The organism is Stenotrophomonas sp. YJH_SMC_122, from assembly GCF_059369535.1.
This window is the reverse complement of sequence record NZ_JCAFST010000001.1, coordinates 315,853-339,425: the sequence shown is the minus strand read 5'-3', so window position 1 is coordinate 339,425 and position 23,573 is coordinate 315,853. Positions and strand designations below refer to the sequence as shown.

22 protein-coding genes and 1 pseudogene are annotated in these 23,573 nt (G+C 63.9%); 11 read left to right on the top strand and 12 right to left on the bottom strand.

Annotated elements, in window-relative coordinates; all coding sequences use genetic code 11:
• Window positions 1–51: 51 nt before the first annotated feature.
• The 6 genes from AC5P66_RS01605 (at window position 52) to map (ending at window position 5,004) form a co-directional block, all read left to right on the top strand.
• Window positions 52–1,452 carry an aspartate aminotransferase family protein gene (locus AC5P66_RS01605; RefSeq protein WP_049414116.1) on the top strand — a complete coding sequence of 467 codons (1,401 nt, stop codon included), beginning with the start codon at window positions 52–54 and terminating at the stop codon, window positions 1,450–1,452.
• 28 nt (window positions 1,453–1,480) lie between these two features.
• Window positions 1,481–2,545, top strand: coding sequence for a GNAT family N-acetyltransferase (locus AC5P66_RS01600; protein WP_099494801.1), 1,065 nt, complete (start codon window positions 1,481–1,483; stop codon window positions 2,543–2,545).
• 3 nt (window positions 2,546–2,548) lie between these two features.
• A complete protein-coding gene (locus AC5P66_RS01595; protein ID WP_099494800.1) occupies window positions 2,549–3,433 on the top strand; it encodes a hypothetical protein in 885 nt (294 codons plus the stop codon).
• A 140-nt stretch (window positions 3,434–3,573) separates the two neighbouring features.
• A complete protein-coding gene (locus tag AC5P66_RS01590) occupies window positions 3,574–3,933 on the top strand; it encodes a bleomycin resistance protein (RefSeq protein ID WP_099494799.1) in 360 nt (119 codons plus the stop codon).
• A gap of 68 nt (window positions 3,934–4,001) precedes the next feature.
• A complete protein-coding gene (locus tag AC5P66_RS01585; protein WP_006425741.1) occupies window positions 4,002–4,214 on the top strand; it encodes a ParD-like family protein in 213 nt (70 codons plus the stop codon).
• A 7-nt stretch (window positions 4,215–4,221) separates the two neighbouring features.
• Window positions 4,222–5,004, top strand: a complete 783-nt coding sequence (gene map, locus AC5P66_RS01580) for a type I methionyl aminopeptidase (protein WP_049414149.1) — start codon at window positions 4,222–4,224, stop codon at window positions 5,002–5,004.
• Here the strand turns inward: map and AC5P66_RS01575 are convergent.
• Window positions 5,001–5,615 carry a LysE/ArgO family amino acid transporter gene (locus AC5P66_RS01575; protein WP_099494798.1) on the bottom strand — a complete coding sequence of 205 codons (615 nt, stop codon included), beginning with the start codon at window positions 5,613–5,615 and terminating at the stop codon, window positions 5,001–5,003. The genes map and AC5P66_RS01575 overlap by 4 nt on opposite strands.
• 106 nt (window positions 5,616–5,721) lie before the next feature.
• Between AC5P66_RS01575 and AC5P66_RS01570 the strand changes: the two genes are divergently transcribed.
• From AC5P66_RS01570 to AC5P66_RS01550, 5 genes are all read left to right on the top strand, one after another.
• Window positions 5,722–6,615 carry a LysR family transcriptional regulator ArgP gene (locus AC5P66_RS01570; protein WP_099494797.1) on the top strand — a complete coding sequence of 298 codons (894 nt, stop codon included), beginning with the start codon at window positions 5,722–5,724 and terminating at the stop codon, window positions 6,613–6,615.
• A gap of 78 nt (window positions 6,616–6,693) precedes the next feature.
• Entirely contained in the window at window positions 6,694–8,100 is a 1,407-nt protein-coding gene (locus AC5P66_RS01565; protein ID WP_111096413.1) for a TolC family protein, read from the top strand.
• The gene (locus AC5P66_RS01560; RefSeq protein WP_099494795.1) at window positions 8,093–9,106 is read left to right on the top strand and encodes an HlyD family secretion protein; all 1,014 of its coding nucleotides are present in this window, start codon (window positions 8,093–8,095) and stop codon (window positions 9,104–9,106) included. The genes AC5P66_RS01565 and AC5P66_RS01560 overlap by 8 nt, the downstream gene beginning before the upstream one ends.
• Window positions 9,091–10,278 (top strand): ABC transporter permease, encoded by a 1,188-nt coding sequence (locus AC5P66_RS01555; RefSeq protein WP_099494794.1) that lies wholly within the window; start codon window positions 9,091–9,093, stop codon window positions 10,276–10,278. The genes AC5P66_RS01560 and AC5P66_RS01555 overlap by 16 nt, the downstream gene beginning before the upstream one ends.
• Window positions 10,275–11,402 carry an ABC transporter permease gene (locus AC5P66_RS01550; RefSeq protein ID WP_100477764.1) on the top strand — a complete coding sequence of 376 codons (1,128 nt, stop codon included), beginning with the start codon at window positions 10,275–10,277 and terminating at the stop codon, window positions 11,400–11,402. The genes AC5P66_RS01555 and AC5P66_RS01550 overlap by 4 nt, the downstream gene beginning before the upstream one ends.
• Window positions 11,403–11,446: 44 nt before the next feature.
• Here AC5P66_RS01550 and AC5P66_RS01545 read toward each other — a convergent pair whose 3' ends face one another.
• The 11 genes and pseudogenes from AC5P66_RS01545 to AC5P66_RS01495 all read right to left on the bottom strand — a co-directional run bounded on the left by AC5P66_RS01545 (window position 11,447) and on the right by AC5P66_RS01495 (window position 23,573).
• Window positions 11,447–13,057, bottom strand: coding sequence for a hypothetical protein (locus AC5P66_RS01545; RefSeq protein WP_181452405.1), 1,611 nt, complete (start codon window positions 13,055–13,057; stop codon window positions 11,447–11,449).
• Entirely contained in the window at window positions 12,966–13,334 is a 369-nt protein-coding gene (locus tag AC5P66_RS01540) for a glycine zipper 2TM domain-containing protein (RefSeq protein ID WP_005415760.1), read from the bottom strand. Before AC5P66_RS01540 ends, AC5P66_RS01545 begins: the two co-directional genes overlap by 92 nt.
• A gap of 166 nt (window positions 13,335–13,500) precedes the next feature.
• A complete protein-coding gene (locus tag AC5P66_RS01535; RefSeq protein WP_099494793.1) occupies window positions 13,501–15,723 on the bottom strand; it encodes a methyl-accepting chemotaxis protein in 2,223 nt (740 codons plus the stop codon).
• Between the two features lie 71 nt (window positions 15,724–15,794).
• Window positions 15,795–16,334, bottom strand: coding sequence for a hypothetical protein (locus AC5P66_RS01530; protein WP_240458956.1), 540 nt, complete (start codon window positions 16,332–16,334; stop codon window positions 15,795–15,797).
• On the bottom strand, window positions 16,334–17,041 hold the full coding sequence (locus tag AC5P66_RS01525) for a hypothetical protein (RefSeq protein ID WP_240458955.1): 708 nt from the start codon (window positions 17,039–17,041) through the stop codon (window positions 16,334–16,336). Before AC5P66_RS01525 ends, AC5P66_RS01530 begins: the two co-directional genes overlap by 1 nt.
• 391 nt (window positions 17,042–17,432) lie before the next feature.
• Window positions 17,433–17,660 (bottom strand): hypothetical protein, encoded by a 228-nt coding sequence (locus AC5P66_RS01520; protein ID WP_143566454.1) that lies wholly within the window; start codon window positions 17,658–17,660, stop codon window positions 17,433–17,435.
• Between the two features lie 3 nt (window positions 17,661–17,663).
• Window positions 17,664–18,008, bottom strand: a complete 345-nt coding sequence (locus tag AC5P66_RS01515; protein WP_143566546.1) for a hypothetical protein — start codon at window positions 18,006–18,008, stop codon at window positions 17,664–17,666.
• Window positions 18,009–18,037: 29 nt separating this feature from the next.
• Window positions 18,038–18,241: a deaminase domain-containing protein gene (locus tag AC5P66_RS01510; protein ID WP_199161080.1), complete on the bottom strand. Its 204-nt coding sequence runs from the start codon at window positions 18,239–18,241 to the stop codon at window positions 18,038–18,040.
• Between the two features lie 259 nt (window positions 18,242–18,500).
• Window positions 18,501–18,872, bottom strand: coding sequence for a ribonuclease toxin immunity protein CdiI (gene cdiI, locus AC5P66_RS01505; RefSeq protein ID WP_146256727.1), 372 nt, complete (start codon window positions 18,870–18,872; stop codon window positions 18,501–18,503).
• Between the two features lie 7 nt (window positions 18,873–18,879).
• Window positions 18,880–22,842: pseudogene (locus AC5P66_RS01500) on the bottom strand (hemagglutinin repeat-containing protein); the annotation flags it as partial.
• 107 nt (window positions 22,843–22,949) lie between these two features.
• Entirely contained in the window at window positions 22,950–23,573 is a 624-nt protein-coding gene (locus AC5P66_RS01495) for a hypothetical protein (RefSeq protein ID WP_146256728.1), read from the bottom strand.

The window sequence follows — 23,573 nt, the reverse complement described above, 5'->3', positions numbered from 1 at the left end:
GGCGCGCTCCCCTGTTACCCCTTTCGAACGTTCTTCACGGAACCGAACTGCATGAACATTTTTGACAAGAACGCCGACGCCGCTGCCTCCGATGCGCAGCTGCTGGCCGACGAAGCCCGCTATAGCTCCTTCGGCGACACCGTCCACTACGTCGACCCGCCGAAGATCTTCCAGCGCGGCGAAGGCAGCTACATGTTCGACGGCGCGGGCGTGCCCTACCTCGACCTGCAGATGTGGTACTCGGCCTGCAACTTCGGCTACAGCAACAAGCGCCTGAACGACGCCCTGAAAGACCAGATCGACACCCTGCCGCAGGTCGCCAGCCAGTACCTGCACCCGACCCGCGTGCAGCTGGCCAAGACCATTGCCGTGGACATGCACGAGAAGTTCGGCCTCGACGGCCGCGTGCACTTCAACGTCGGCGGCGCACAGGCCATCGAGGATTCGCTGAAGATCGTGCGCAACGCGCGCGGCGGCAAGAGCCTGATGTTCGCCTTCGAAGGCGGCTACCACGGGCGCACCCTGGGTGCCTCGTCGATCACCTCCAGCTACCGCTACCGCCGCCGCTACGGCCACTTCGGCGAGCGCGCGATGTTCATCCCGTTCCCGTACCCCTTCCGCCGCCCGAAGGGCATGACCCCGGACGAGTATTCCGACCACTGCGTGTGGCAGTTCGAACGCCTGTTCGAGAGCGAATACAACGGCGTGTGGGATCCCAAGGTCGGCCAGGCCGAGTACGCCGCGTTCTACGTCGAACCCATCCAGGGCACCGGTGGCTATGTCATCCCGCCGCGCAACTTCTTCACCGGCCTCAAGCGCGTGCTGGACAAGTACGGCATCCTGATGGTCGTCGATGAAATCCAGATGGGCTTCTGGCGCACCGGCAAGCTGTGGTCGATCGAGCACTTCGGCGTGACCCCGGACGTGCTGGTGTTCGGCAAGGCGCTGACCAACGGCCTGAACCCGCTGTCGGGCCTGTGGGCGCGCGAAGAGCTGATCAACCCGACCGTGTTCCCGCCGGGTTCCACCCACTCCACCTTCAATTCCAACCCACTGGGCACCCGCCTGGGCCTGGAAGTGCTGAAGCTGGGCAAGGAAATGGATTACGAGCGCACCGTGCCGGAAAAGGGCGCGTACTTCCTCGACGGCCTGCGCGGCCTGCAGAAGCGCCACCCGGAAATCGGCGACGTCGACGGCCTGGGCCTGGCGCTGCGTGCGGAAATCTGCCAGGCCGACGGCTACACCCCGAACAAGGAGCTGCTGGACCGCATGGTCGACATCGGCCTGGCCGGTGGCCTGCTGCACGACGGCAAGCGCATGGGGCTCGTGCTCGACGTGGGCGGCTGGTACAAGAACGTGATCACCTTCGCGCCGTCGCTGGACATCAGCTACGAAGAGATCGACCTGGCGATCACCCTGCTTGACCAGGCGCTGACCAAGGCCAAGGGCTGAGGTCGATGCGCAGCCGGTTCCCGTGCCGATGGAGATGACGTCACGTGCATCCAGCACCGCGCTGGAACCGGCCGCGCTGCTGGAGGGCTTCCTGGCCCACCCGCCGCTCGGTTTCGAGGCAGGCCGCCTTCCCAGCGGCCTGCCGACCTTCCGTGCACCACTCGACCTGACCACCACGATGGACGACGCGCTGCGCAGCAAGCTGCTCGGCCTGCCGCTGTCGCGCCTGTGGCGGCCGTGGATCACCTGGAAGACGCGCTTCGTCGGTGCCACCAGCACCGAGTACACCCCGCTGCCGGCACACGTCGCGCCGGAGGCGCTGGCCGAGGACGTGACGCGTCACGCGATCGGTGATACCCGGCTGCTGGTGGTGAAGGACCTGGCAATCGATTCACCGCTGCTGGACGACGCCGCCAACGCACACAGCGGCGCCTTCCTGCAGGGGCTGCTGGCACGCGGCTTCGTCGAACTGGAAGGCATGCCGCTGGCCTGGGTGGCGATCGATTTCGATTCGCTCGAGGACTATCTCGGCCGCCTTTCATCCTCGCGCCGCAAGAACATCCGTCGCAAGTTGCGTTCGCGCGATGACCTGCAGATCGACTGCATCGCCACCGGCAACCCGGCCCTGGCCGACCCGCAACTGCAGGCCGAACTGTACGCGCTGTACCTGGACGTATACGCGCAGAGCGCGGTGCATTTCGACCAGCTCGACCTGCCCTATTTCCAGTACCTGCTGGCCGACAGCCAGGGCCAGGGACGGATGTTCCTGTACCGCCACCAGGGCCGGCTGATCGGCTGGAACCTGTGCTACATCCACGCCGGAAAGCTGGTGGACAAGTACATCGGCCTGGCCTACCCGCAATCACGCGAGCACAACCTGTACGCGGTCAGCTGGATGCACAACCTCGAGTACGCGCTGCAGCACGGCCTGAGCCACTACGTGGCCGGCTGGACCGACTCGCGGATCAAGGCCGAGCTGGGCGCCCGCTTCACCTCCACCCGGCACGCGATCCACGCCCGCTCCCCGCTGCTGCGCGCTGCCCTGCGCAAGCTGGCCCCGTACCTGCAGGGCGAACCTGATGGAGGCGGTTGAACGATGCCATTGCGTTCCCCGCTGATCCTGGACCTGGACGGTGGCGTGCTGCCGCTGCCACAGGCGCAGACCCTGGCCCTGCCGCAGTGGCACGATCCGCTGCGCTTCGCCTGCAGCGATGCCACCCTCGACCGTTTCGCCGCTGAAGTGCTGGCACCGCTTCCGGCCCAGCTCGGAACGGTCATGCTCGGCAGTGGCGACTTCCACCACCTGAGCCTGCCACTGCTGCGCCGCATGCGCGGGCATGCCCCGTTCCAGCTGGTGGTGCTGGACAACCATCCGGACAACATGCGTTTCCCGCTCGGCATGCACTGCGGCTCGTGGGTGAACGCCGCCAGCAAGCTGCCGCAGATCTCGCACATCCATGTGCTCGGCATCACTTCCAGCGACATCGGCCTCGGTCATGCCTGGGAGAACCACTGGCGACCGCTGATGGGTGGACGCCTGACGTACTGGTGCATGGACGTGGACGTGGGCTGGGGCCATCGCGTCGGCATCGGCCACGCCTTTCGGCGATTCGAGCATCCCGAGGCGCTGGTCGCCGCGTTCGCCGCCGAGCAGGCCACGTCCCCGCAGCCGACCTACCTGTCGATCGACAAGGATGTATTCGCCGAGGACGTTGCGCGCAGCAACTGGGACCAGGGCCGCTTCCAGCTGGAACACGCACTGGTGGTTATCGAAGCACTGCGCGCCGGTGGCCTGGTCGGCAGTGACATCACCGGCGAAGTCTCGCTGGCCAACTACCAGAGCCGCTTCAAGCGCTGGCTGTCGTCGCTGGATGGCCAACCCGACATCAGCGCCGAGGACCTGCCGGTCTGGCAGGCACGGCACCAACAGGTGAACCGCGAGCTGCTGGCAGCCATGGCCGCCGTGCCGACGGCCGGTTGACTGCCTCGATCGTGCCGCCGCGGGCCGGCGTGGCTTCGGTAGTGCCGGCCGCTGGCCGGCAACCTCATCGTTCCCAGGCTCGCCGGGATGCCGGCCAGCGGCCGGCACTACACTGGGCTCCCGCCCCAGGAGCCCGCGCCATGCCCCAGACCGTCATCCCGCAACTGCGCATGCGCCACGCCGACACCACCCTGCCGTTCTACGTGCAGGGGCTGGGTTTCGTGGTCGACTGGGAACACCGCTTCGAGTCCGGCTTCCCGCTGTTCGCCCAGCTCACCCGCGATGGCCAGACGATCTTCCTCACCGAGCACAGCGGTGACTGCGAGGTCGGCGGCGCGGTGTACTTCATCGTCGACGACGTCGACAGCCTGTACCGCGCCTTCAGCGCCGCCAACGTGCCGATCGAGCAGCCACCGCATGACACCGACTGGGGCAGCCGCGAAATGCTGCTGCGCGACCCCGACGGCAACCGCCTGCGCTTTGCCACCCACGTGGACTGAACGATGCGGGCTTGAGGTGGATATACGGAACATATATGCTTCGTATATCCATTCCACCAGGACCGCCGATGGGCATCGTCAACATCGATGACACCCTGCACGACCAGCTGCGCCGTGCCTGCACCGTCTCCAGCCGTTCGATCAACGCCCAGGCCAATTTCTGGATCCGGGTTGGCATGCTGTGCGAAATGAACCCCACGCTGAGCTTCCAGGACATCGTCGCCAGCGAACTGCGCGCGGCTGGCGTGCAGCCACAGGCGCTGGCACCCGGGCGGGCCTGACGTGGCGGTGATCAAGCAGCCGCACGAAATCGCGCTGATGGCCGAATCCGGGCGCCTGCTGGCGCAGGTGTTCGCCGCGCTTGACCCGTTGCCGCTGCAGGGCCGCAGCACGATGGAGATCAACGACTTCGTCGAGCGCATGATCGTCGATGAGCTGCAGGCGCGGCCGGCCAGCAAGGGCCAGTACGGCTTCCCGTATGTGCTCAACACCTCGATCGACAACGTGGTCTGCCACGGCGTACCCAGCACCACCGACGTGCTGCGCAATGGCCAGATCGTCAACCTCGACATCACCCTGGAGAAGAACGGCTACATCGCCGACTCCAGCACCACCTACCTGGTCGGTGAGGTCGACTACGCCGCGCGCAGGCTGGTGCAGACCGCCTACCAGGCGATGTGGAAAGGCATCGCTGCGGTGCGCCCCGGCGCGCGCCTGGGCGATATCGGCCACGCCATCGCCCGCCACGCGCGCAGCCACGGCTACAGCGTGGTGAAGGAATACTGCGGCCATGGCATCGGCCAGGAAATGCACGAAGAACCGCAGATCCTGCACTACGGCCATCCCAACACCGGCAGGGTGCTGGAAGAAGGCATGGTGTTCACCATCGAGCCGATGCTCAACCAGGGCAAGCCGGCCATCCGCCAGCAGCCGGACGAATGGCCGGTCTACACCCGCGACGGCAAGCTGTCGGCGCAGTTCGAGCACACGGTGGCGGTCACCCGCAACGGTGTGCGCGTACTGACCCTGCGCCCCGGCGAAGCGCCACTGTGCGCGGTGGACGCGGCCTAGAGCGGACGCAACAGCAACAGTGTCGCCAGGCAGAACATGAAGACCGCCACGGCGGCATCCAGCACCCGCCAGGCACCTGGCCTGCGGAACACCGGCTGCAACAATCGCGCGCCATAGCCCAGCGTGCAGAACCAGGCCACGCTGGCCACGCAGGCCCCGGCGGCGAAGGCCCAGCGCAGATCGCCCGGGTAGCGCGTGGACAGGCTGCCCAGCAGCACCACGGTATCCAGGTAGACGTGCGGATTGAGCAGGGTGAAGGCCAGGCAGGTCAGCAGCACCTGGCGCGCACTGCCGGCCTGCGCCTCGGCGGCGGCCAGTACGCTACCACCGCGCCATGCGCGCAGCCCGGCCCGCAGGCCATACCAGAGCAGGAATGCCGCGCCACCGAAGCGCAGCACCTGCAGCAGCAGCGGCCACTGCAGCACCAGCGCGCCCATGCCACCGACGCCGGCCAGGATCAACGCGATGTCCGCGCCGGCGCAGGCCAGCACCACCCTGCCCACATGCCGCTGCTGCAGGCCCTGGCGCAGCACGAAGGCATTCTGCGCGCCGATGGCGATGATCAGGCCGGCACCTGCGAACAGGCCGGCGGCGGTAGCGGCGATCCACATCAGGACAGGCCAGGCAGCGAGGGGACGCGCAGGGTGCGGCCGCCGCGCCTGTTTAGACAATCTGATTTTTCTTTATCCTGTGCAGGAAAACTGAAGAGGCACCGGCATGGATCTGGTACATCCACAACTGGCCGCGTTTGCCGCGGTGCTGGAAGAAGGCAGCTTCGAGGCCGCGGCACGCCGCCTGTCGATCAGCCCATCAGCACTGTCGCAACGGATCAAGGCGCTGGAAGACCGGCTCGGGCAGGTCCTGGTGGTGCGCCAGGCACCCTGCCGACCAACCGCCGCGGGGGAAGCGCTGCTGCGCCGGGTACGCCCGATGCAGGCACTGGAAGCCGAGGCGCTGGCCGAGCTGCTACCCGAGCGTGGCGACGACGCTGCGCGTACGCCCATCCCTCTGGCGGTCAACGACGACTCGCTTGACACCTGGTTCGTCCCAGCCATCGCCGACCTGCACCAGCGCCATGGCTACCTGTTCGACCTGCGCATGGACGACCAGGACCACACCCTGCAGCTGCTGCGCGATGGCAGCGTGCTCGGCGCAGTGACCGCCGAAAGCCAGCCGGTGAAGGGCTGCAACGTGCACCCGCTCGGCGCCATGCGTTACCACGCGATCGCTTCGCCCGGCTTCGCCCGCCAGTACTTCAGCGATGGCATGCAGGCCGCAGCCCTGGCGCGCGCACCGATGCTGGTGTTCAACCGCAAGGATGAACTGCAATGGCGCTTCGTACGGCGCCTGACCCGCGCGCGCCTGCAGCCGCCGCTACACTACCTGCCCTCTTCCACCGGTTTCGTCGAAGCCGCCGCGTGCGGACTCGGTTGGGGCATGGCCCCGGAAACCCTGGTCGCGCCCGCCGTGCGCGCCGGCCGCGTGGTGGTACTGGAACCCCGCCGCTGGCTGGACGTGCCGCTGTACTGGCAACATGCCGCCGTGCGCTCAAGCACGTTGCAGCACATCACCCAGGCGCTGCGCACTGCGGCCAGCGGCACCCTTCGTTGAGGACGATCCGATGACCGCAGACCCGGGCTTCACGCCACGCGCACTACCGTTTGTGCACTTCTTTACCACTGGGACGGCATGGGCGTGATCGGCCGACGTACAAGGATGCACCGCGCGAAGGCCGCGCTGGCGCTGGTGCTGGCGACCTTCCTGCCAATCGCTGCGTCCGCGCAGAACAGCAACGACGCCCCCGCATTGGACTGGGAACAGGCACGCCAACGCCTGGAGCAGGTCTCCGATGCGCTGGCCGCCGCTGATGCAGCGGTACGCAACAAGCGGGACCTGCAGGACGCCACCCGACTGCTGCGCCTGCCGGAAATCACCGGCGAAGTACGCAGGCTGCAGTTCCAGAAGACCCTCACCCTGCCACTGGGTTCGCTGGCGCCTGTCGCCGAGGCCTTTGGCATCGACTCGCCGCTGTCGTTCACCGAACGCGACTGGCGCACCCGCCCAGTGGTCACCGCGGTGCTGCCGCTGTACACCGGCGGCGTGATTCCGGCCGCGCAACGTGCCGCCAGCGCCGCCCACGAACAGGCCAGCGCCGAGCGCGAGGTACAGCGCCAATCATTGACCGTGCAGCTGGCCCAGGCCTACTTCGGCCAGCGCCTGGCCGAGCAGGCGGTGGACGTGCGCCGCGACGTACGCGACGGCCTCAACCGCCACCTGTCCGACGCAGAGAAGCTGGAACGCGAGGGCTTCGCCACCCGCGCCCAGCGCCTGCAGGCCACCGTGGCCCGCGACAAGGCCGAGCGCGAATACCAGAAGACGGTGAATGATCTGGCTACGCTGAAGGCCGCACTGGCCACGCTGCTGCGCAGTGGCGGCGAGGTGCAGCCGGTGTCGCCGCTGTTCGTGCAGCGCGTGCCGCTGGAACCGGTGGCCAGCTTCGAGCGCACCGCGCAGGCACGGCAACCGCAGATCGCGCGCCTGCGGGCGATGGTGGCGCAGGCCGAACAGGGCGTGCGCGTGCAGCAGGCCAAGCTGAAGCCACAGATCTTCGCGTTCGGCCAGTATGACTTCCGCCGCCGCGACGAAATGCTGACCGATCCGGACTGGGCGTTCGGCATCGGCCTGAAGTACACCTTCCTGTCGCCGAACTCGCGGCCGGCGCAGATCAGCGCGGCACGTGCGCAGCAGGAGCAGGCCGAAGCCGGCCTGCGCGAGGCCGAGAACCAGGTCGCACTGGGCGTGCGCAAGGCCTGGAACGAACTGGAAACCGCGCGCCAGCAGTTCGTGCTGCTCGACAGCAGCATCGCCCAGGCACAGGAAAACCTGCGCCTGCAGGAACTGGCGTTCCGCGAAGGCCAGGCCACCTCGCTGGATGTGATCGACGCGCGGCTCGGCCTGGGCGGTGCCCGTGTCGAGCGCGCACAGGCCGCCTACCAATACGACATTGCGCTGGCACAGTTGCTGGAGATCAGTGGACAGATGGACCGTTTCGAAGAATTCCGGCGGCGTGCGGACGAGGTGATCGACCATGAGTGATGTGCTGCACGACGATGCGACGACGCCCCCCGGCAAGCGACGGCTGGGACCGATCCTGCTGGTGGTCCTGCTGGTCGCGGTGGTGCTGGGCCTGTGGCTGGCCTGGCGCAGCCCGGCCGACCAGATCCAGGGCATGGCCGATGCGGACACGATCAACGTGGCCGCCAAGATCACCGCGCGCGTGGCCGAGCTGAAGGTGCGCGAGGGCGATCGCGTGCAGCCCGGGCAGGTGCTGTTCCTGCTCGACAGCCCCGAAGTGGCTGCCAAGGAACAGCAGGCGCACGGCGCATTGGCGGCTGCGCAGGCGGTGGCCGACAAGGCCGACGAAGGCGCGCGCAGCGAAGACATCCGCGCCGCCGAAGCGAACTGGAAGCGGGCCGAAGCCGGCGCGACGCTGGCCGAAGCCACCTACCGGCGCGTGCAGAACCTGTTCAACGAAGGGGTGATGACCCGGCAGAAGCGCGATGAAGCGCACGCCCAGGCCACCAGTTCGCGCGAACTGGCCCGCGCCGCCCGCGCGCAGTACGACATGGCATTGGCCGGCGCCCGCGAGCAGGACAAGCGCGCCGCGCAGGGCCAGGTGCAGCAGGCGCAGGGCGCGGTGGCCGAAGTCAACGCGGCGCGTGCCGAAGTGGAGGGACGCGCGCCGGTGGCGGGCGAGATCAACAAGCGCATGGCCGACCCGGGCGAGCTGGTGCCAGCCGGCTATCCCGTGTTCACCCTGGTCGACATCGACCGCATGTGGGTGGCGATGAACCTGCGCGAATCGCAGATGCAGGGCCTGAAGGTCGGCAGCAGGCTGCAGGGCAGCGTGCCGGCGCTGGGCCTGGATGGCGAGTTCGAGGTCTACTTCATCAATCCGGCCGGTGACTATGCAACCTGGCGTACCACCCGCCAGTCGTCCGGCTATGACGTCCGCAGCTTCGAGGTGCGGGTGCGCCCAGTACGCCGCATCGAGGGCTTCCGCCCCGGCATGAGCGTGCTGTTCGCATGGCCCCAGCACTGAGCCCGGACCGCAACGGCTTCGCCGCTTCGTGGCGGCGCGAGCTGCAGTCGCTGCGCGGCACCCGTGCCGACCTGCTGCTGGTGACCCTGCTGCCACTGCTGATGCTGGTAGTGATGGCATGGATGTTCACGCCGTCAGTGATGCGCGACATCCCGATTGCTGTGGTCGACCTTGACCACAGCAGTGACAGCCGCCTGCTGCTGCGCATGCTCGACGCCAGTCCCGGCGTACGCGTCGCCAGCCAGCCAGCGGACCTGGAGGAGGCACGTTCGCAGCTGCGCAGCCTGGACGTGTTCGCCATCGTGCTGGTGCCGCGCGATGTCACCCGGCAGGCGTTGCGTGGACGCCAGGGCACGGTGTTCGCCTATTACAACGCCACCTACATGACCACCGGCCAGTCGGCGGCGCGCGACATCGGCGACGCGGTTTCCGCATGGAACGCGCGCCTGCTGCGCGAGCGCATCGGCCTGCAGGTCGGCCCGGGCAAGCTGCGCGCGGCGCCGATCGCGGTGCAGTCGGACATCCTCTACAACCCGGCGCGCAGCTACGAATTGTTCCTGCTGCCACTGATCTTCCCGGCGGTGCTGTCACTGGTACTGGCACTTGCCGTGGCCGGCAGCCTCGGCCGCGAGATCCGCGATGGCACCCTGCCCGCCTGGCTGGCTCGAACGCCGTGGTCGGCGATTGCCGGCAAGGTCGCGCCGTACCTCCTGCTGTTCTCGCTGTATGGCGCGCTCGGCATCGGCTATCTGGCCTGGCTGCGCGGAGATGGTGTGGCCGGCAGCGTGCTTCTGCTGCTGATCGCACAACCCCTGTTCTACCTGGCCACGGCCGCCTACGCGCTGTTCTTCGTCGGCGTCACCCGCGACATGGGCACCGCATTGTCGGCGGTCGGTCTGAGCATCGGCACCGCACTGGCGTTCTCCAGCGCTACCTTCCCAGTGCTGGACGGGCCGTTGTTTACCCGCGTCTGGCACCAGCTGCTGCCATTGAGCGCCTACATCAAGCTGCAGACCCAGCAGCAGTTCATCGGCTCGCCGCTGCAGGTTTCGGCATGGCCACTGGCTACGCTGCTATTGATGACGGTGGTGGCCGGTGGCATCGGCGGCCTGCGCCTGATCGCCTTTGCACGCACGCCTGCCGCCGCACAATCCGCAGGGGCTGACGCATGAGCGTACTCTGGCGCAGCCTGCGGCAGACCCTGATGGCGGTGCTGTGCGACCGCTACGCGATCGTGGTGATGGTCGGTGCGGTGATCCTGTACTCGTTCTTCTATCCAGCCGCCTACCGGCACCAGGTGGCCGGCAACCTGCCGGTGCTGGTGGTGGACGAAGACCACAGCGCGACCAGCCGCGAGCTGCTGCGCAAGCTCGACGCACTGCGCGTTGCGCGCGTGGTCGGGCAACCGGCGGACGTCGACAGCGCACGCCGGCAGTTGGAAGCCGGCCATGCCGAGGGGATCGTCGTGATCCCGGCCAACCTGGAGCGCGACATCCTGCGCGGCCATCCGGCCAGGCTGGTATTGCTTGGCAACGGTGCCTACCTGGGCCGCGCCAGCTGGGTGCTGGGCAGCGTAGCTGATGCGCTGGGTGCGTTCGGGCGTGATGCCGTGGTCGGCCAGGCCGCCTTCATGGGTGCGCCGCAGGCACCGCCGGTCACCCTGGTGCAGCGCCCGCTGTACAACACGCAGGAAGGCTATGGCAGCGCCATCGTGCCCGGCGTGGCCGAGCTGATCGTGCACCAGACGCTGTTGATGGGCATCGGTGTTCTGCTCGGCGGCCGCCGCCTCGCACTGGGCCGGCGCCTGCGCTTCGACCTGCCGACGCTGGCCGGCATGGCGTTGGGCTTCGGCCTGATCGGCCTGTTCGGCCTGTTCTGGTACGCCGGTTTCACTGCCTGGGTGCAGGACTATCCGCGCGGCGGCAACCCGATGGGCCAGCTGCTGGGCGGCACCTTGTTCATCGCCGCCACCGTGGCCTTCGGCCTGTTCGTCGGCAGCTTCTTCCGCACCCGCGAGCGCGCCTTCCAGTACATCATCGCCACCTCGATCCCGCTGTTCTTCCTGGCCAACCTGTCATGGCCGGCGGTGATGACGCCGCAACCGCTGGTCTGGCTGGCACAGCTGCTGCCGACCACCTCGGGCATCAACCTGATGGTGCGCCTGAACCAGATGGACGCCCGCCTGGCCGACGTCAGCCACGAACTGATCACCCTCACCGTCCTGCTGCTGCTCTACGGCAGCCTCGCCACCTGGCGCCTCCTCGCCAAAAAGGGGACGGAGGGAATCAAGTCGTAAGCGGCCGGTTCAAGCGGCGCGGCATGGCCGTTTTGATCCATCGTTCATGGATCCGGGGCATACCAGAACGGGATGCGGAACGCGCGCCGCCGTCCGGCCCCCCGCTCGCCGCCTGCAGCATTCCACACCAGTTCCAGGTCATGGCGTCCGGGTGCGAGCCCCCGGGTAGGCAGGTACCCCACCAGGCCGCGCATATCCAGGTCACGCCGCTCCATGGGCACGAAGCCCTGCAGGTCGACCGGGGTGCCGTCCAGCTTGACCTGCCAGAGCCGGGAAAGGCACTCCACTGCGGCATTGGCGGCCTGTTGCCCGGTGGCCTCATTGCGCGCGTCCGGAAGTGCGGTGCAATGCTGGCGCGCCAGCGGATTGTCGCGTTGCGGGCGATGCGGAATGAACAAACGAAGCTGCGCACCGCTGATCGTGTCCGACGGGATCATCGGGTACGGCAGCAGCTGGTCATGCGCCGAACGCATCGATTCGTAATGCGCACTCAGCATGCCGTGCTCAACCGCCGCTTCCGTGACGATCTGGTAACGGTTGAACAGCGAGAACTTCAACGACGCCATCACCTGCACGGCCGCCAGCAGCATCGCCACCAGCACCGCGAACAGGTAGGCCGCCATGAACGAGCGCGAGCGCAGGTTGCTCTGCATGGTCAGCTGCATGGTCTGCATCAGGCGCAACAGCGGAACCCGTTGCAGTGCCGCCAGCATGCCCTGCAGCAGTTGCTGCGGTCGCTCATGGGGCTGCCCGCGCGCCTGCCGCCGTGCCACGATCTTTTCCAGGATCCCGGGGGTAACAGCCAGCGCCAACATTGCGGCCAGCACGGTGCACAGGGCGAGCATGGCGACATGATCGGCGCCACCGGACAGCGCGCCGATCACCATCGACACACCGAGCGTCAGAACGGCCAGCACCAGCGTGCCCGCCAATGTCTGTACGGCAAGCAGGGTGGTCGAGAACAGCATCGTCGCCAGCCGGTCGGCACGTTCGATGCTGCCATCAAGGCCTCCGTCCCGGGCCTGCAGGAAGGCGCGCGTGACCGCCCCCATTCTTGGCAGGCGCCCCCAGTCAATGCCATCGGGGAAATGCGACCTGAGGCCGATCAGCCCGATCCAGTAGCCGCGCACCGTGAGGTGGATGATCAAGGCCACTGCCAGCACATAGCACATGCCGACACTGATGCTGAAACCGAACCAGAGCATCTGGAAGTACATGCCTTCGGTGTGCAGGCTGCTGCGCGCCCAGGCGTCGAACAGATAACCCGGCACGGCCAGCAGTGCGAACGCCAGCAGGCCCGAAATGAAGAGCTCGAGTTCATCGGTGCGATCACGCACCCGATGGGGATGGGCAATCGCTTCCGGTATCGGGTCATGCCTGGCGAGCGGTGCCGCTTGGGGAGCTGGAGCCGATTCGTTCACTGGACGTTCATCCGTTGAGTCGGCGCAGTATAGGCACGACGCCGGAGTCAGCGATACAGGTCCGGAACGATGAACGCCGGCGCGGGGCCGGCGTTCGAGTACTGCACTGTGGAAGGGCTGGACAGGGCGGGACGGCAACCGATCAACGATAGACACGCTCGCAACGGCGCTCGACCACGCGGTCGCCGTTCTTCTGCTGGCTGTTGCCCTGGATCTGGCGACCGGCCGCGCCACCGGCCACAGCACCGGCCACGGTAGCGAGCTTCTTGCCATTGCCGCCGCCCACCTGGTTGCCCAGTAGGCCGCCGATCACTGCGCCCGTGGCCGTACCCGCAATGCGGTTCGGATCGCGCGAGTTGCGCTGCACTTCCACGTTCTTGCAGACCACGCGGCTGCCGTCGTTGAACTTGCGTCCCTCATCGCGCGGGCCATACGTCTGCGCGCCGGCCACCGACGAAGCCGCCAGCAGGGTGCCCAGCACAAGCAATCGGGTCGAGGTCTTCATGGCCATCTCCTGAGTTCCGGTATGGCGCAAGTCTCCTCCTGCGGTCGGCAACCGGAAGTGAAATGCGCGTGTCCGCCACCTCATCGGCCATCGCGCGTTCAGGAAGAAAATCCGCGCCCATCACGATCAGCCATCGTGATGGGCGCCGTCTCCCTACTGGCGCGCCACGCCCCTAGAACTCTTCCCAACCACCGGCATTGGCGGCCAGCGTCGGCTCGATGCGCGGCGACAGTGCCGCCGGCCTGCGCACCGGAGTGACCGTCGCGGCCACCGCAGCCAGGGCCGGACGCACGGCTGCAGCCGCGGTTGCCGCACCGGTGCGGAACACCGAAACCGCCTCGGCCAGCAGGTTGGCCTGCTCCGCCATGGACCGTGCCGCCGCGCTGGCTTCTTCCACCAGCGCCGCATTCTGCTGCGTGGTTTCGTCCATCTGCACCACCGCCTGGTTGACCTGTTCGATGCCCGAGCTCTGCTCCTGCGACGCGGCAGAGATCTCGGCCATGATGTCGGTCACGCGCTGCACCGACGCCACGATCTCGCCCATCGTAGTGCCTGCCTGGCGGACCAGCGCCGATCCATCGGCGACCTTGCCGACCGAATCCTCGATCAGGCCCTTGATCTCCTTGGCCGCACCGGCCGAGCGCTGTGCCAGCGTGCGCACCTCACTGGCCACCACCGCAAAGCCCCTGCCCTGCTCGCCAGCACGCGCAGCCTCCACCGCCGCATTCAAGGCCAGGATGTTGGTCTGGAAGGCGATACCGTCGATGACGCTGATGATCTCGGCGATCTTCTTCGACGAGGCTTCGATGGCCGACATCGTGGTGACCACCTGTCCGACCACCTCGCCGCCCTCTGACGCGACACTGTGCGCGCCGATGGCGAGCTGGTTGGCCTGCCGTGCGTGCTCGGCGTTCTGCTTCACGGTGGAGGTCAGTTCCTCCATCGACGCAGCCGTCTCTTCCAGGTTCGCTGCCTGCTGCTCGGTGCGCCGCGACAGATCGGTGTTGCCCGAGGCGATCTCGCCTGCCGCCAGGTTGATGCTGGATGCGCTGGACTGGATGCGGCCGACAATCTGCTTGAGCTGATCGACGGTGGCATTGCAGTCATCGCGCATGCGGGCGAACACCCCGTGGAAGTCACCCTGCATGCGTACGGTGAGGTCACCGCGGGAGATCGCCTGCAGCAGGGTCGACACCTGTACCAGGTTCTGGTCGGTGGTCTGCATCAAGCGATTGAGCCCGGCCACCATGTCGCGGAAATCGTAGGCGAAGCGATCTTCATCGCCGCGCAGGCTGAAGTCGCCCGCCGCCGCGGCCGTCGCCAGCCGGCGGATCTCGCCGTTGATCGCCGAAAGGCTGGTCTTGGTCTCGTCCATTGCCTGGGTGATCGCCGCCTTCTCGCCCGGCAGCGGATCCATGTCCACCGACAGGTCGCCCTGGGCGTAGTGCTTCATCACTTCGATCAGCCGGTTCTGCACCTGCACATGCGAGCCGACCAGCGCATTCGTCTCGTGCACCATGCGCCCGTAGTCGCCGGGGAAGGCACTCTCGTCCATGCGATAGCTGAGGCTGCCTGCATCGTGCTGACGGGCCAACTCGCCCTGCGCCGCCATCACCGACTGCAACTGCGCCTGCATGCGCTGCATCGACCTGAGCAGCTGCGTCACCTCATCGTTGCCGGACGCGTCGATGCTGTTGTCCAGCCGCCCGTTGGCGATGCCGTCGGCCAGCTTCACCGCACCTTCCAGCGGGCGGGTCAGGCTGCGGGTGATGGCCCACGCGGCCAGCGAGCCCAGTATCAGGCTCAGCACACCGAACACGATCGACAGCGTGCCGGTCCAGGACTCGGTTGAACGGTATTCCTCGCGACTGCGCGCGGTCAGTGTCTCCTGATGCCGCAGCAGGGTCGAGATCGTCTCGTTCCACGCGGTAGCCAGGCCGTGCTCGGCGAGCAGTTCCTTGGCCGCACCGTCAAAATCCCCGGCCTTCATGCGCTCGTGCAGATGCTGGGTGGAGGCGTCGGTGGCCTTGCGTGCCGCGTCGATCTTCGCGACCAGGGTATCGCCGGTGGCGTCGCGCGGAATCTTGATGTAATTGGCCCAGATACCGTCGTAGGTCTGCGACAGTTCCTGCGCCTTCTGATAATCCTTGTCGAAATCCTCGCCGCGCTTGATCACCATCAGCCGGCGATGCATCAGCACCGCGTTGTTGGTATCCAGCATCTCGTTCAACAGCCGCATCTTCACCATGTTGACGTCCACCACTTTCGAGAACTGGGCGGACTTCAGATGGTTTCCGTACAGCGCCAGGCCGACGATGGCCACGATGAACAGCAGCAGCAGACCAAACCCGGCACCCAGCCGGGATCCCACTCGGAGGTTGCGTAAGGCGAGCATCTCAATTCCCTTGATCATGGCCGTACGATCGATGGCGGCGCGGGCAGGGGAAACTTTATGGGGCGATATTATTATATCGATCCAAAACTCTGGAACTGTGCAGACAGGTGTGAAATCAGACGACCCACGGACGTGTTATATCCATAAGGTATATCGCCACTGATAGTCAGAATGAGATCGGGCCGGGGCCTGCCGCTCCGGTATCCAGCATTACGGTGCAGCAGGCCCCGGAAGGACCAGATCCTTCCCGAGCCTTGCCGCATAGACGCTCTCGAACTGGAACGAGAGCACAAACCGGAACCCCACATCGCGGCGTAGCGCTTGATGAAGCGGCAGATTTCCTCCCAGGCACTTTCAAACCCGCTCGCGCGGAAATGAAACGAGCCCAGCAGCCCCACCTGCCACTCGGCTTCAATCCCTTCCGCTGCGAGTGCCTCCGGCGGGTCGACGATGCCGAACCCGAAGCCGGTGTTGGACGCTGGAAGATATCCACGCAAACCGTCAGTACAGTCAGTACCGTCGGAGTACTCGGCCTGGATCGAGTCCAGAGCGCGCAGCACGGCATCCAGATCGGCACCGGCTTCGACCTCGAGAAACAGCGAAATGCTCATTACCTGCGCAAGCCGATGAGGGTATGCCTGTTGAAGAACTGCATCTTTCCCTCGATCGTGAAGTCCGTGCGCCTGATCTCGCCCAGCATCATCTCGCGCTGCGCCTCGCTCAACGTGCACGGCTCCAGAACATTGGCCTCCAGCACTCGCCCCGGGGACGCCAGCCGCAGCTCGACAATGCAGGCATTGCCCTCAATGGGAACACCTGCTGGCCACGCCGTCATTGCGATCGCACGCATTTGCTCCTGGTACGCCACCCGCTCTGCTTCCTCTATTCGCGGGTCCGGCAGATCCGGCGGGTTCGCCGCCACGTGCACAGCAGACTGCGTGGGCGTTGGCTCTGATATCGAACCAACGATCAGTTTGATCAGGGTGTTCTGTGAGGCCGTTACCGCCAAGGCGATCACCAGAGCGGTGTAGCTGACACCACCAGCCTTCTGCAGCTCAAGGTGCCGCCGATGTGCCCCGCGATGCTCGGCATCAACCTTGCGGACAATCCTTCGGCAATGCGACAGGTACAGCGGATTCGCCAGGATTCCTGCAAGTACGCGAACACCACGAAAGAGAGCGAGGACAACCATGGCAGCCCCAGCAGCGCGAAGGTGGTCATCAGTAACGGCGAAAGGATGAACCAGATTGTGCCCCACGCATGCATGCGCCGGAAGAAGAACCAGAGTGACGAGAACAGGAACGCCGGCCAGTTCCATCGCCTTGGCGCCCTGCCGCTTGCTTCGTACAGCCTCCAGTGGTGGAGATAGGTGGAGAACCTGTCTCCTACCACGATCGCCAGTGCATCCTTCTCGCTCAGCCCATCGGAGGCTGTATCTGTGCGCTGTACTGCTTCACCGACAGTGCTGCCGAAGGCGGGTCAATCCTTACTCTCATTATCTTTTATCCGAACTCGCCACGAGATCACTCAAGACCGATTCCCACGTAGCATCCCGGCCATTGAGGTGCCGCTGTCTGCATTCAAGGGCGGCTTTTCACAGACTCAATGCAACGACCAGAAACACCCTCAAGCCACAACGCAGATTGCAGTCACGATCTGCTCCGGCTCATCCTCGAGCGGCAGGAACTGTCTCTGTAGCCCCGGAAGGTCTAGCGGACCGTTTTGCAGTTCGTAACGATTGATATAAAACGCATTTCTCCAGCCACTCGTACTGCAGTAAATCCACCAGCATATGCAGCAGTCGCGATGTTGACGACGGTTATAAATCGAGCATCAAATGCACCGAAACCGACTGCAAGCACCCCATCCACTCCGACATCACCGCGCGCATCATCAAAGCTCAAATAGCCTCCAATCAAAAACCGGAAGGAATTCACTCATCATCTCCGACAAATCCCCATACCCTCCAATGCGGCGGCCACCCTCTCGACATCACCATTAAAATGATCCCGATCATCACCCTGCAGCAACGCAGCGCCCGCCCTAACCCCACCCCCCGCATAGCAATCCATAAATCCAACTACGAACTCATCCGCATCTTTATATTTTGACAGAACCCCCCGCTCCATAATGACCGCAAGAACGGCAGTCACCGCAAACACAACCTCATCGGGATCATGTTGGAGCTTAAGCTCGAGAGAGCTATACGCAAAATACAATGACTGAAACACATCATACCCAAGCACCTCCAAGCCCTCAGCAACATCGGCCTTTATGGAATTCAAATAATCCAGGTAACCCCACCTTCTCACACTCATTTCCCAGTAGATATATTCAACTGAATTTCCGGATACCGCTCACCAAACCGCATTATCACACCTGAGCAGCTTGCGCACGCCTTTAACTCCGAAAACAAGTCAATTCGCTCTGTTGCCGCTCTTTTCTCACCCAAAGTCCGGGCAACGTCATCAAGGACCTTGAACTCACCATCGACGTCTCTCCGGACTTGCCACCTCACGCAGCCCGCTCGGACTCCATGAGTGCGATTTCCGGCCTGCCAAGCCAGTTGCTCTCAACAGAATTCTTGGCAATCCCCACATTCAACGCGACCCCAGCCAGACCCAGCCCTGAAGCACCCGATAATATTCTGGCGATGACACAGGCACAGCGAGCTCGCCAGCAATGCGTAAGCAGACGGCTCACCAGCGATGGCAACAGCGCCAGCCACGGCTCCCGCATTAACGATGCTGCCATCATCAGCAGGGCCGCAGTCTGGATTAGCCATTTCCCGGCTCATTCCGGCACAGCATTGAGCGAACGTACTCAGCCGATCCCGGAGCTCTTTCTATATACTTGAGACATGCCATACCCAGGTATCTACTAAACTCTTCATCACTAACAATTACAACGTCCGGGTCGTACTTGAGCCCATATGAAAATTCCACCCCAGAAAAATGATCATCCACGTCGAAGCTATTGTTATCCGGAAATCTACAATCAACATCATCGGTACCAAAACCCCAGCCCCTTGATAGACACTCGAGCATCTGAATAAACATTCCCGACGAATAAATCCAATCAAAGTAGGCAAAAACCACCCAATCAGAATCTCTCTTATCCATCCAAGATCCAAACAACTGATCACTCATAACAGCCTCACTTAGGGTGGAAATTTTTAACTACACCAGCATCATCGATGTACACAACGAAAGAGACGCCTCCCGCATTGGACTCATATATCCTCTTCCCCGCAGCAACAGCGTCCTTGTAACCCTTCGCAGCAGCCTCCTGGCCGAGCGCCAAAACCTTCCTATCTGACATTATAGCCGGATCATAAACCGTCTTCGTCTGGACTTTATTTTTATAGCCCACAATTACTTTCCCAGTAGGATCCAATGCCGGCACCTGATAGGAAATAACGGAAACACCCGGAACATCCGTGGAAACCTCGCTTACGATTTTCACGCCACGAGCCGCAGCCTCCGACCTGAATTCCACTGAATTGTGCGCCCCAGAAATTCCGTTCTTCTGAGAATAACCATCTGGACGAGAAATATGCGCATCAATATCGACCTTGAATGATATGCCGTCCGGATAATTAACACCCCCCAAGTGAGCAATACTTCCATCCCCAACAATGTTATCTGGCAGCAAATGCGGCGGCAACGAGCCATCCGGCTCCAATTTTACCGAGCGCGCCACTCGAGCTCGTTCGAGCGCCTCCGAGGCAGCGGCCTCCAATGCGGTGGTCTTAGCCCCCTTTGCAAGGAACGCCTCAGGCCCTAACAAAGAGGTTCCGATATCAACAGTGAGCTTTCCGCCAACGTTCGCTGCTTGGTCGACATCCTCAAAGTTCCACGAGTTTCGTCCACCAGCTAAGTAGTAGGCCAACCCCGCAGTCTTCTCCATGTACTCATTGATGGCCTGGCTTATCGCGTTGTTGCGTTTTTGGGAGAAGGCCTGCAAGCCAAGCTTGTCCATCTCCTTGTAATCCGAGACCAAACCCAGCAGAACACCGATCTGGTTCATGCTTGCAGCACCCGCTACCAGGTCTCTTCCCCCAGTCCAGAGCCCATTTACAAAGGCAGCACCAGCGACTGCTCGATTCGTCGACGACAGCCAGTCAGCTTCCGCACCGTAGCCTGCACCACGCAATAGATCGACAGTGTTCGAACCACACTCACCGACCAGCGAACAGTACACCTTCCTTTGCAGATCTTCGGTAGAAGAGTGAATGGCAATTTCTTCAAGGTTGACCCCAGAACCGGCATTCTTGCTCGCAGCGATGAGCTTATCGGCGTTCTCCGCCATCCACGCGTCGTACTCCCCCTTATATATAGGAGAGTTATGCGATTCCAACGCAATCTTCGCAAGTGATCGCTGCTCACTGCACGCGATAGACCCTGGCACTTGGCACGCCATCAACAACTTGTAATCGCGCTCCGCGGAGAGCCGCTCGAAGTTCTCTTTGATATCGCAATCCTTGCCAGAGTCGGAACACATCAGAGTCGCCTGAAGGTACTCCATCCGCTCGTCGTGATTCAGGTAGTTGTTCTCAACGGAATTTTTCGCGACAGCCATGCCCAATGTCGCGCCAGAAATTCCTGCACCGGAAAGTCCTCCCGCCATTGCGCCGACTGCTTGCCCGAGCACCCTTACCTGCTCCGCCTGCTCAGGTGACAATTCGCCCCCATTCTGTTTGGCGTAGTAGTCACCCAGGAACTTCGCCGCGAGCTCACCACCACCGGCCGCCAACGCCCCACTTCCCGCCTTGCCACCATTGGCCTCAGCCAGCAGCGCGCCCAGCAGCGCGTGCGACAGCATCTGCATGGCCTCGCTAGGCACAGCACTCTGCTTGTTCGGGTCAAACGTCTTGCCGATCAGTTCAGCCGCATACGGCGCCAGCGCATTGGAACCCAGCTGACCCAGTCCCTGTCCTCCAACACCACCGACCAACGCGCTGGTCACTGCGCCGAGCGCGCGACCATAGACACCATCAGGGGCCCACTTCTGCTGGGTCACCAGCGCATTCGGGTAGGATGCATCGAACGCGACCAGGCGCTTGAACTGCTCCTCGGGAAGAAGCGCATCGAACGCCCGTCTCTCTTCGGGACTCATCGGCTCCCGATACTTGTCCGTGATCTTTTTCGCATCCGCACTGCCAATATCCCAGGCAATCTGCTGGCTGGTGGCCATCACCGTCCCGGCCGCAGCCGCCATCGCCTGCTGGTCTGCCAGCAACTTGCTCGCATCCGGCAATGCATCCAGCGCACGATGCGCTCCACTGGCATCGGTGTTGATGCCCAGCTCAGCCGCCGACGTCTGCTTGCCACCGATGGTGATGTTGCCCTCGGTCAAGGTGGCAAGGGTGGAGCTGCTGTCGCTGCCCGTTTCCATCATCGGCAGGCCCGGACCACCTCGCGGTGCGGCCGTTCCCGGCTTGGGCGCCCAGCCATCCATCTGCCCGCCCGCACCACCACTGATGCTGCCGGAGCTGGCTGCGTAGTCCATGTGGTTCTGCAGGTCAGTGAACGTCAGCGAGTCCGCAGTCAGTTCACTGTTGCCCGCATTAGTGCTGGCAATCGCCCCGCCCACCAGGTTCACGTGGCCGGCATCGACGTGGTAGCCGCCATTGCCGGCAAACAGGCCGCTCTGCTGGCCGACACCCTGATAGCTGCCGCTGGCCTTGCCTGCGCTGGCATACCCGTCGGCATTCCACGCGGTACCGAACGACACCTGCACGCGGCCGCCCACCTGGCTGTTCCTGGACATGCTCTCGGCAATGTCCTGCAGCGATTCGATGGTCAGCGTGCCGCCGGTTTTGACGTCGATGCGGTCAGCCGTGGCGGTCGCGCCGCGCAACGTGGTGTCACCCTCGGCCTTCATCGAGATGTTCTTGCCGGTCAGCGTGGTGTTCTGCCACGTGCTGCTCTCGGCATTGGCCTTGCTGCTGCCAACGCTCGCTTCGGCGTACACATACACGCCGGTCTGCGCGCCTACAGAGACCCCCACGCCGACTTCGGCGCCGGCATTGCTGCTCTTGCTGCGGTCGGCCACATGCGCCTTGCCTGCTTCCAGCAGAATGTCGCCGGCCGAATCCAGGCTGAGGGTGTTGCCTGCACTCAGATTGCCCTGCACCACATGGATGTCGCCCTGGGTGCTGGTGAGGTTGACGTTGCCGCCGCCCTGGATGGTGGAACCACGCGACACGCTGCTGCTGCCATCGGCACTGCTGTTGGCGGTCTTGAAGCCGATGCCTGCTTCAGCACGGAACAGTTCGCCGCTACCGCCACGGCCGGACAGCGCCGAGATCGCACTGGCTGCCTGGTAGGCGTTGGCGCCCGCCGCCATGCCCTGCATCTTCTGCAGGCGATCATCGGACTGACGTGCCGCGTCCACGTTGTTGATCAGGTCGATCAACGGCGACTTCACCCGCGCGAACACGCCGATCTTCAGGTCCTTGTCGCTCTGCGAGTAGTGGCCGCTTTCGTCGGCGGTCAAAAGCTCGATCTCGGCGGCGGTGATGTTCACGTCCTTGGCCGCCACCACGTTGCTGGCCGTCTGCGTGTACTTGCCCCCGGCGGTCAGGTTCACGCTGCCACCCAGACTGCCGATGCTGCTGGCCACCTGTGACACCTGCGCGCTGTCGTCCTGGTGCTGTTCGCGGTGCCAGCCGGAGAACTTCTCGGTATCCGATATCTGTACCGAGCCGATCGCCTTGCTGTCCGACGTATTGGCGTTGCTGACCGTATCCTGCCCGCTGCGCACCAGCAGATCACCGGCGGCACGGATACTGACGTCCTTCTCGGCGGCGATGTTGGCCGCTGTCAGGCTGATGTTGCCTTCGGTGGTGGCCATGCGCACGCCGCCGCCGACCGACAGCTGCGTGCCAGTGATGGTGTCACTGCTACCGCTGCCCTGGCTCTGCGCGTTGTTGGTACCAAACGGTAGGCCGCTGGTGTTGTTGGCAAAGCCCCAGCCCTTGCCGCGGCTGCTGCTATCGCTGCGCTCGGTGTTGTGGGCCACGTCGAACACGATGTCCTGGGTGGCCAGCAGCACGGCGTTGCCCTCGGCAGACATCTGCGTGCCCTGGCTGAGGATTGAGCCGCTATCAGCGACCCATTCGGCGCGGTTGATCAGACCTTATGCCTGGGTTATGCCGCAGGCGCCCATTAGCACACTCTTGGGCTGCGAGCGTGCACCGAAATGAACACATGCACCACCACTTACTGATTAGAAACTAGAAACTGCGACTCAGTCAGTGCGCACCGCCCCCCCATGCGCCAGAATTCAAAGTATGGACCAAAATCCACATCCAACTTAAACAGAGAACTACCAATGTACCACGCCAGATAATAATCGGCAGCCAAGCCATAAAGCGCCTCGAGCAGCGCATACACCTGGTCGGATTCAGATATTCTACTCCCCCTAACAGAGTCACCAATTCCGTCAAACAGCCAATATTGAGGAATATCCATGCGAAGCACGGAATCCAGATGCCCCCCGGCAACAAAAACTACCTCCGCACGCCTGCAAATTTCTTCAATTTCGACCTCACCGATCCTCCTACATATTTCCTCCTGGCCTTTTAACCACTCACCCCCAAGCCTAACAATTTCCTCCCTAGACGCAGAGAAACGTGGAAGCAGGTACAACGAACCATCCAATCTACCGGAAGAAATAACCTTAACCGCGCGCTCATGCAAATCTGCCGACGACGAGAAATAGCTAAATATCTTTCGAAGATCACAATCGCCCGAATGCTCCTTCAACAAACCCAAAAAATGAGACTTATCGAACACAGCAAGCCCTTCACAAAACGCGCACCAATCAGACAAAAGCGTACTCAC

Coding starts and splice junctions, on each gene's coding strand:
- AC5P66_RS01605 (WP_049414116.1), top strand. CDS start 52: ATGAACATTTTTGACAAGAACGCCGACGCCGCTGCCTCCGATGCGCAG.
- AC5P66_RS01600 (WP_099494801.1), top strand. CDS start 1,481: ATGGAGATGACGTCACGTGCATCCAGCACCGCGCTGGAACCGGCCGCG.
- AC5P66_RS01595 (WP_099494800.1), top strand. CDS start 2,549: ATGCCATTGCGTTCCCCGCTGATCCTGGACCTGGACGGTGGCGTGCTG.
- AC5P66_RS01590 (WP_099494799.1), top strand. CDS start 3,574: ATGCCCCAGACCGTCATCCCGCAACTGCGCATGCGCCACGCCGACACC.
- AC5P66_RS01585 (WP_006425741.1), top strand. CDS start 4,002: ATGGGCATCGTCAACATCGATGACACCCTGCACGACCAGCTGCGCCGT.
- AC5P66_RS01575 (WP_099494798.1), bottom strand. CDS start 5,615: ATGTGGATCGCCGCTACCGCCGCCGGCCTGTTCGCAGGTGCCGGCCTG.
- AC5P66_RS01570 (WP_099494797.1), top strand. CDS start 5,722: ATGGATCTGGTACATCCACAACTGGCCGCGTTTGCCGCGGTGCTGGAA.
- AC5P66_RS01565 (WP_111096413.1), top strand. CDS start 6,694: ATGGGCGTGATCGGCCGACGTACAAGGATGCACCGCGCGAAGGCCGCG.
- AC5P66_RS01560 (WP_099494795.1), top strand. CDS start 8,093: ATGAGTGATGTGCTGCACGACGATGCGACGACGCCCCCCGGCAAGCGA.
- AC5P66_RS01555 (WP_099494794.1), top strand. CDS start 9,091: ATGGCCCCAGCACTGAGCCCGGACCGCAACGGCTTCGCCGCTTCGTGG.
- AC5P66_RS01550 (WP_100477764.1), top strand. CDS start 10,275: ATGAGCGTACTCTGGCGCAGCCTGCGGCAGACCCTGATGGCGGTGCTG.
- AC5P66_RS01540 (WP_005415760.1), bottom strand. CDS start 13,334: ATGGCCATGAAGACCTCGACCCGATTGCTTGTGCTGGGCACCCTGCTG.
- AC5P66_RS01535 (WP_099494793.1), bottom strand. CDS start 15,723: ATGCTCGCCTTACGCAACCTCCGAGTGGGATCCCGGCTGGGTGCCGGG.
- AC5P66_RS01530 (WP_240458956.1), bottom strand. CDS start 16,334: ATGAGCATTTCGCTGTTTCTCGAGGTCGAAGCCGGTGCCGATCTGGAT.
- AC5P66_RS01525 (WP_240458955.1), bottom strand. CDS start 17,041: ATGGAACTGGCCGGCGTTCCTGTTCTCGTCACTCTGGTTCTTCTTCCG.
- cdiI (WP_146256727.1), bottom strand. CDS start 18,872: ATGAGTGATCAGTTGTTTGGATCTTGGATGGATAAGAGAGATTCTGAT.